Raw genomic sequence first — 6,874 nt, forward strand, 5'->3', positions numbered from 1 at the left:
AGCTGGAGGCCTGCACCGCCGCCGGCGCGGTGCCGGTCCGCCTCGGGCCTCACGTGCTGCGCGCCTCCACGGCCGGCCCGGCGGCCCTCGCCGTGCTGGCCCACCGGCTCGGCCGCTGGTGAGAGTCGGCGCGTCCGGCGCCACCACGCCTAGACTGGACCCGGCATCCCGTCCCCGACACCCCGAGGTGATCCGACCCATCGTGACCGTCCCCGCCACCCCCCTGACGCCGCCCGCCTCCGCCCACGAGGGCGTCTCGTTCGAGTCCGCCGACCTCATGGTTCGCACCCTCGGTCCGCAGGACGCCCTCCTGCGGATCCTCGGCGGCGTGTTCCCCGCGGTGGACCTCACGGTGCGCGACCAGCGGCTGGAGATGGCCGGCCCCGTGCCGGACGTCGCCTCGGTGCGCCGCGTCGTCGAGGACCTGCGCTCGATCGCCCGCCGGGACCAGGCCGTCACCCCCGAGGTGATGGAGCAGGTCGTCACCCACGTGCGCGGGGCCGCCGCCGGCCGCGGCGCCGGGCAGCTGCACCTGGACTCGATCCTCTCCGGGCGCGGCCGCCGTATCCGGGCCAAGACCCTCCACCAGCAGGACTACGTGGAGGCCATCGACCGCTCCACCGTGGTCTTCGGCATCGGCCCCGCCGGCACCGGCAAGACCTACCTGGCCATGGCCAAGGCCGTGCAGGCCCTCCAGGCCAAGGAGGTCAACCGGATCATCCTCACCCGCCCGGCCGTCGAGGCCGGCGAGCGGCTCGGCTTCCTGCCCGGCGGGCTCAGCGAGAAGATCGACCCGTACCTGCGCCCGCTCTACGATGCGCTGCACGACATGATCGAGCCCGAGTCCATCCCGCGGCTCATGGAGGCCGGCACCATCGAGGTCGCCCCGCTCGCCTACATGCGCGGGCGCACGCTCAACGACGCCTTCGTCATCCTCGACGAGGCCCAGAACACCACCGGCGAGCAGATGAAGATGTTCCTCACCCGCCTCGGCTTCGGCGCGCGCATGGTGGTCACCGGGGACACCTCCCAGGTGGACCTGCCGCGCGGCACCCGCTCCGGCCTGTCCCAGGCGGTGGAGGTCCTCGAGGGGATCGAGGGCCTGGAGATGGTGCGCTTCGACTCCTCGGACGTGGTCCGCCACTCCCTGGTCAGCGCCATCGTGGACGCCTACGACGCCGCCCGCGGCGCCGAGCCCGCCCCGCGCGGAGGAAGGGGCCACCGTGGCCGTTGAGATCCTGAACGAGTCGGGGATCGAGGTCCCCGAGGACGAGCTGCTGCGCATGGCACGGCACGTCTACGCCTCCCTGCACGTCCACGAGCGCACCGAGACCGCGGTCACCGTGGTGGACGCCGCCCGCATGGCCGAGCTCCACGAGGAGTGGATGGACCTGCCCGGGCCCACCGACGTGATGAGCCTGCCCATGGACGAGCTCACCCCCGGCACCGCCGAGGCCCCCGCCGAGGGGATGCTCGGCGACGTCGTGCTCTGCCCCGAGGTGGCCGCCGAGCAGGCCGCCCGCGGCGGCCACAGCCGTGACGACGAGCTGATGCTGCTGCTCACCCACGGCATGCTGCACTTGCTGGGCTACGACCACATGGACGACGCCGACCGGCTGGAGATGTTCGACCTGCAGGACCGCCTCGTCTCCGAGGTGCTCGGCAGGCCGGCCCCGGCCCCCACCATCGAGGACTGACGCCCGGCCATGCTCACCCCCGCCGTGCTCTTCGCACTGTTCCTCGTCTTCCTCGCGCTGGTGTGGACGCTCTCCCTGGCCGAGTCGGCCTTCACCTACCTCTCCCGCCGGGACGCGGAGGACATCGTCCGCCGCCGCCCCGGCTCCCGGGTCCTGGACGTCACCGCCGAGCGGGACAGCCACCTGGGCGCCCTGCGCGTGTGGCGGTTCGTGGCCGAGGCGCTGTCCGCCGTGTGCCTCACCGCGGCTGCGGACGCCGTCGTGGACAACACCTGGTTCGCCGTGCTCATCGCCGCCGCCGTCCTCGTGGGAGTGGCCGCGCTGCTGGGCGTGTGGAGCCCGCGGCCGTTCGGCTCGCGCAACGAGGCCGCCGTCGCACGCCGCCTCGGCGGGCTCGTGTGGGGCCTGCGCCGGGCCCTGGGCCCGCTGGCCGACCGCCTCGGCCGGGACCGGCGCCGCCGCGAGGACGAGCTCGAGGAGGAGGACGACTTCCAGGAGCGCCACCTGCGCGAGGTCGTCGCCCGCGCCCACGACGCGGACGTGCTCGCCGACTCCGAGGCCGAGCTCATCCAGTCCGTGTTCTCCATGAACGACACCATCGTCCGCTCCGTGATGGTGCCGCGCACCGACGTCGTCACCATCGACGCGGACCACACCCTCGGCCAGGCCATGGCCCTGTTCCTGCGCTCCGGCAACTCCCGCATCCCCGTGATCGGCGAGGACGCCGACGACATCCGCGGCATGCTGCACCTCAAGGACGTCACCCGCGCGCTGCACCAGGACGGCGCGGCGCAGTCCGGCCCGGTCACCGCGGCCATGCGCGACGTGCGCTTCGTCCCCGAGTCCAAGTCCGTGGCCGCCCTGCTGCAGGAGCTGCAGCGCGAGTCCACGCACGTGGCCGTGGTGGTGGACGAGTACGGCGGCACCGCCGGTCTCGTCACGCTCGAGGACCTGATCGAGGAGATCGTCGGCGAGATCTACGACGAGGACGACCTGCCCGACCGCGCCGAGGTGGAGATGATCGAGCCCGGCGTGTACTCCGTGGACGCCCGCATGGGCCTCCACCACTTCCGCGAGGAGTTCGAGCTCCCCGAGGAGGAGGACGAGGACGACGACGTCGACACCGTCGGCGGCCTGCTCGCCAAGGAGCTCGGCCGCGTGCCGATCCAGGGCTCCCGCGTGGTGGTGCAGGGCCTCGAGCTGCTCGCCGACACGCTCGAGCCCCGCCGCAACCGCGTGGCCCGCCTCCGCGTCTCCGAGACCCCGGACCGCCCCGCCCGGCTGCGCCGCCGCGACGAGGAGCCGCACGGCTCCTCCGCCTCGGAGACCGTGGCCTGACCCCGCGCCGACGCGCACCGACCGACCCCGCCCGCCGTCCCGCCCCGCGAAGGATGACCCCCATGACCGACCTCGTCGACCCGGCCCGCGCCGCGGACGGACACCGCTCCGGCTTCGTCTCGCTCGTCGGGCGCCCCAACGCGGGCAAGTCCACCCTCACCAACGCGCTCGTGGGGGAGAAGGTGGCCATCACCTCCTCCAAGCCCCAGACCACGCGCCACACCATCCGCGGGATCGTGCACCGCGAGGACTTCCAGCTCGTCCTCGTGGACACCCCCGGCCTGCACCGGCCCCGCACGCTGCTGGGCCAGCGCCTCAACGACCTCGTGGCCGAGACCCTCGGCGAGGTGGACGCGGTGGGCTTCTGCCTGCCCGCGGACGAGGCGATCGGCCCCGGCGACCGGTTCATCGCCCAGCAGCTCGCCCACCTGCACCGCACCCCCGTGGTGGCCGTCGTGACCAAGACCGACAAGGTCGGCCCCGAGCAGCTCATGGCGCAGCTGCTCGCCGTGACCGCGCTCGGCGAGGAGGTCCTCGGTCCGGAGAACGGCGGCGAGGGCTTCGCGGCCGTCGTGCCGGTCTCCGCCGTGGCCGGCCGCCAGGTGGACGACGTCCTGGAGGTGCTGCGCGGCCTGCTCCCCGAGGGCCCGCCGCTGTACCCGGACGGCGAGCTCACCGACGAGCCCGAGGCCGTCATGATCGCCGAGCTCATCCGCGAGGCCGCCCTCGAAGGCGTCCGCGACGAGCTGCCCCACTCGGTGGCCGTGGTGGTCGAGGAGATGGCGCTGCGCGAGGGACGTCCCGACGACCGTCCCCTGATGGACGTGTGGGCCAACCTCTTCGTGGAGCGCGACAGCCAGAAGGGCATCATCATCGGCAAGGGCGGCTCCCGCCTGCGCGAGATCGGCGCCCGGGCCCGCGCCGGCATCGAGAGGATGCTCGGCACCAAGGTGCACCTGGACCTGCGGGTCAAGGTCGCCAAGGAGTGGCAGCGCGACCCGAAGCAGCTCGGCCGCCTCGGGTTCTGACGGCCGTCGTCGAGCGTCACACGGGCGCGCAGGCCTGAGGCGGGCCGGGGCCCGGTGCTAGGGTCGGGCACATGTCCCGTCGCCCCCACCCGACGGCGCCGCACGCGGCCCGCCTGCTACTTCCCGGCCGCACGGGGTCCCCGTGCCAGGCCGCGATCGTCGCCGCCTGAGCGCGAGCGGAGGCAGGACGCCTCCCACCGGACCGGACGCCCCGTGCGGAGCAGCCGTCCCTCCGGCCCGGCACCCGACCATCCACCGTTCGCGCGCATCGAGCGCGCACGTCGAGGGAGAACACGCATGAGCGCCCATCTGCAGAAGCCGTCCGGGATGAAGTTCCACAAGTACGTCCCGTACCAGGACCAGATCCAGGTCTCGCTGCCGGACCGCACGTGGCCGGACAAGGTCATCGAGAAGGCGCCCCTGTGGTGCGCCGTGGACCTGCGAGACGGCAACCAGGCGCTCATCGACCCGATGGGCCCCGAGCGCAAGCTGCGCATGTTCCAACTGCTCGTGGGGATGGGCTTCAAGGAGATCGAGGTGGGCTTCCCCTCCGCCTCGCAGACCGACTACGACTTCGTCCGCCAGCTCATCGAGGGCGACCACATCCCGGACGACGTGACCATCCAGGTCCTCACCCAGTCCCGCGAGCACCTGATCGAGCGCACCTTCGAGTCCCTCGAGGGCGCCGACCGGGCCATCGTGCACCTGTACAACTCCACGTCCGTGCTGCAGCGCCGCGTCGTCTTCCGCCAGGACGAGGACGGGATCGTGGACATCGCCACCTCCGGCGCGCGCCTCGTGAAGAAGTTCGAGGAGCAGCTCAAGGGCACGCAGATCACCTACGAGTACTCGCCCGAGTCCTACACCGGCACCGAGCTGGAGTTCGCCCGCCGCATCTCGGACGAGGTCGCCCAGGTGCTGGAGGCCTCCACGGACCGCAAGATGATCCTGAACCTGCCGGCCACCGTCGAGATGGCCACCCCCAACGTCTACGCCGACTCGATCGAGTGGATGCACCGCAACCTGGAGCACCGCGACTCGCTGATCCTGTCCCTGCACCCGCACAACGACCGCGGCACCGGCGTGGCCGCCGCCGAGCTGGGCTACCTGGCCGGCGCCGACCGCATCGAGGGCTGCCTGTTCGGCAACGGCGAGCGCACCGGCAACGTGGACCTGGTGACCCTGGGCATGAACCTGTTCTCCCAGGGCGTCGACCCCATGATCGACTTCTCGGACATGGACCACATCAAGCGCACCGTGGAGTACTGCAACCAGCTCCCCGTGCCCGAGCGCTCGCCCTGGGGCGGCGACCTCGTGTTCACCGCCTTCTCCGGCTCCCACCAGGACGCCATCAAGAAGGGCTTCGAGGCCATGGAGGCCGACGCGAAGGCCGCGGGCAAGACCGTGGACGAGATCGACTGGGCGGTGCCGTACCTGCCCATCGACCCGAAGGACATCGGCCGCTCCTACGAGGCCGTGATCCGCGTGAACTCGCAGTCCGGCAAGGGCGGCGTGGCCTACCTGCTCAAGTCCGAGCACAACCTGGACCTGCCGCGCCGCGCGCAGATCGAGTTCTCCCACGTCATCCAGGAGATGGCCGACGCCCAGGGCGGCGAGGTCTCCGGCGCCGACCTGTGGACCGCGTTCCAGGACGAGTACCTGCCGGCGGAGGCCAAGGACGAGCAGTGGGGCCGCTACCGGCTGCGCTCCGTCACCTCCGCCTCGGGCGAGGACGGCGCGTTCCGCATGGAGGCCGAGCTCGAGGTCGACGGCGTCACCCAGACGCGCACCGCGCAGGGCAACGGCCCCATCGACGCGTTCCTGCGCATGCTGGGCGAGGACGACATGGACGTCCGGGTGCTCGACTACACCGAGCACGCCCTGTCCGAGGGCGGCGCCGCCATGGCCGCCGCCTACGTGGAGGCCGCCGTCGGCGACCGCGTGCTCTGGGGCGTGGGCCTGGACCACAACACCACCACCGCCTCCCTGAAGGCCGTGGTCTCCGCGGTGAACCGCGCCGTGCGCGCGTGAGCGGATCCGGCCCCTCCCGGCGGGGTGCGCGGCACGGCGGCTACGCGGCGAACTCGTTCCGCACCGAGGCTATCGTGCTGCGCACCCATCGGCTGGGGGAGGCCGACCGGATCGTCGAGGCCCTGACCCCCGAGCACGGGCTGGTGCGGGCCGTGGCCAAGGGCGTGCGCAAGACGTCCTCCCGGCTGGGCTCCACGGTGGAGCCGTTCATGCACACCACGCTGCAGCTCGCGCGCGGGCGGGGGGAGCTGCTCACCGTCACCCAGGCGCAGCTGCTGCACCCCTACGCGACGATGCTCGCCGCGGACTACGACGCGTACGCGGTCGCGGGGGCGCTGGCCGAGGCCGTCGAGCGCATCCCCGCGGTGGACGAGGCCGGCCGCCGCGCCCAGTACCGCCTGCTCCACGGGGCCCTGGCGGCCCTGGCCCGCCGCCGGCACGACCCGCGGCTGATCCTGCACTCCTTCCTGCTGCGCACTCTGGCCCAGGCCGGCTGGGCGCCGACCTTCGACCGGTGCGCCCGCTGCGGTGCCCCGGGCCCGCATTCGGCGGTGCACGTGGCGCTCGGCGGGGCGGTGTGCCCCGAGTGCCGCCCGCCCGGCGCCCCCCACCGACCGGGCCCGGGCGAGAGCGGCGATCCGGGGCGGTGCCCCCCCGCCTCACCCTATCCGCCCGGCGGACACGACAAGGGGGTCCGGTGGACGGGCCGGGCGTCCGGGCGGCGTCGGCCGGTCCCCGCCCGGGTCTGCGTCAGCCGCCGGTGAGGCCCCGGTCAGGCGC

General features: G+C 73.2%; 7 protein-coding genes. All 7 read left to right on the top strand.

The features are described 5' to 3' along the window. Positions 1-122, top strand: a 122-nt coding sequence (locus NWP10_RS09685) for a 16S rRNA (uracil(1498)-N(3))-methyltransferase (protein ID WP_309137719.1), incomplete at its 5' end; no start/stop codon positions are given. Positions 123-202: 80 nt separating this feature from the next. After that, positions 203-1,234, top strand: a complete 1,032-nt coding sequence (locus NWP10_RS09690) for a PhoH family protein (protein ID WP_234404065.1) — start codon at positions 203-205, stop codon at positions 1,232-1,234. Further along, positions 1,224-1,697 carry an rRNA maturation RNase YbeY gene (ybeY, locus tag NWP10_RS09695; protein ID WP_258300753.1) on the top strand — a complete coding sequence of 158 codons (474 nt, stop codon included), beginning with the start codon at positions 1,224-1,226 and terminating at the stop codon, positions 1,695-1,697. Before NWP10_RS09690 ends, ybeY begins: the two co-directional genes overlap by 11 nt. Before the next feature lie 9 nt (positions 1,698-1,706). Beyond that, complete coding sequence (locus tag NWP10_RS09700; protein ID WP_258300754.1) at positions 1,707-3,035, top strand: hemolysin family protein; 1,329 nt, start codon at positions 1,707-1,709, stop codon at positions 3,033-3,035. 62 nt (positions 3,036-3,097) lie between these two features. Then, positions 3,098-4,063 (top strand): GTPase Era, encoded by a 966-nt coding sequence (era, locus tag NWP10_RS09705; RefSeq protein ID WP_158494562.1) that lies wholly within the window; start codon positions 3,098-3,100, stop codon positions 4,061-4,063. A 297-nt stretch (positions 4,064-4,360) separates the two neighbouring features. Beyond that, complete coding sequence (leuA, locus tag NWP10_RS09710; protein ID WP_158494563.1) at positions 4,361-6,094, top strand: 2-isopropylmalate synthase; 1,734 nt, start codon at positions 4,361-4,363, stop codon at positions 6,092-6,094. Beyond that, complete coding sequence (gene recO, locus NWP10_RS09715; RefSeq protein WP_258300755.1) at positions 6,091-6,858, top strand: DNA repair protein RecO; 768 nt, start codon at positions 6,091-6,093, stop codon at positions 6,856-6,858. Before leuA ends, recO begins: the two co-directional genes overlap by 4 nt. The last annotated feature ends 16 nt before the right edge of the window (positions 6,859-6,874 follow it).

It is taken from the genome of Micrococcus sp. HG099 (genome assembly GCF_024723355.1).
Taxonomy (GTDB): domain Bacteria; phylum Actinomycetota; class Actinomycetes; order Actinomycetales; family Micrococcaceae; genus Micrococcus; species Micrococcus endophyticus.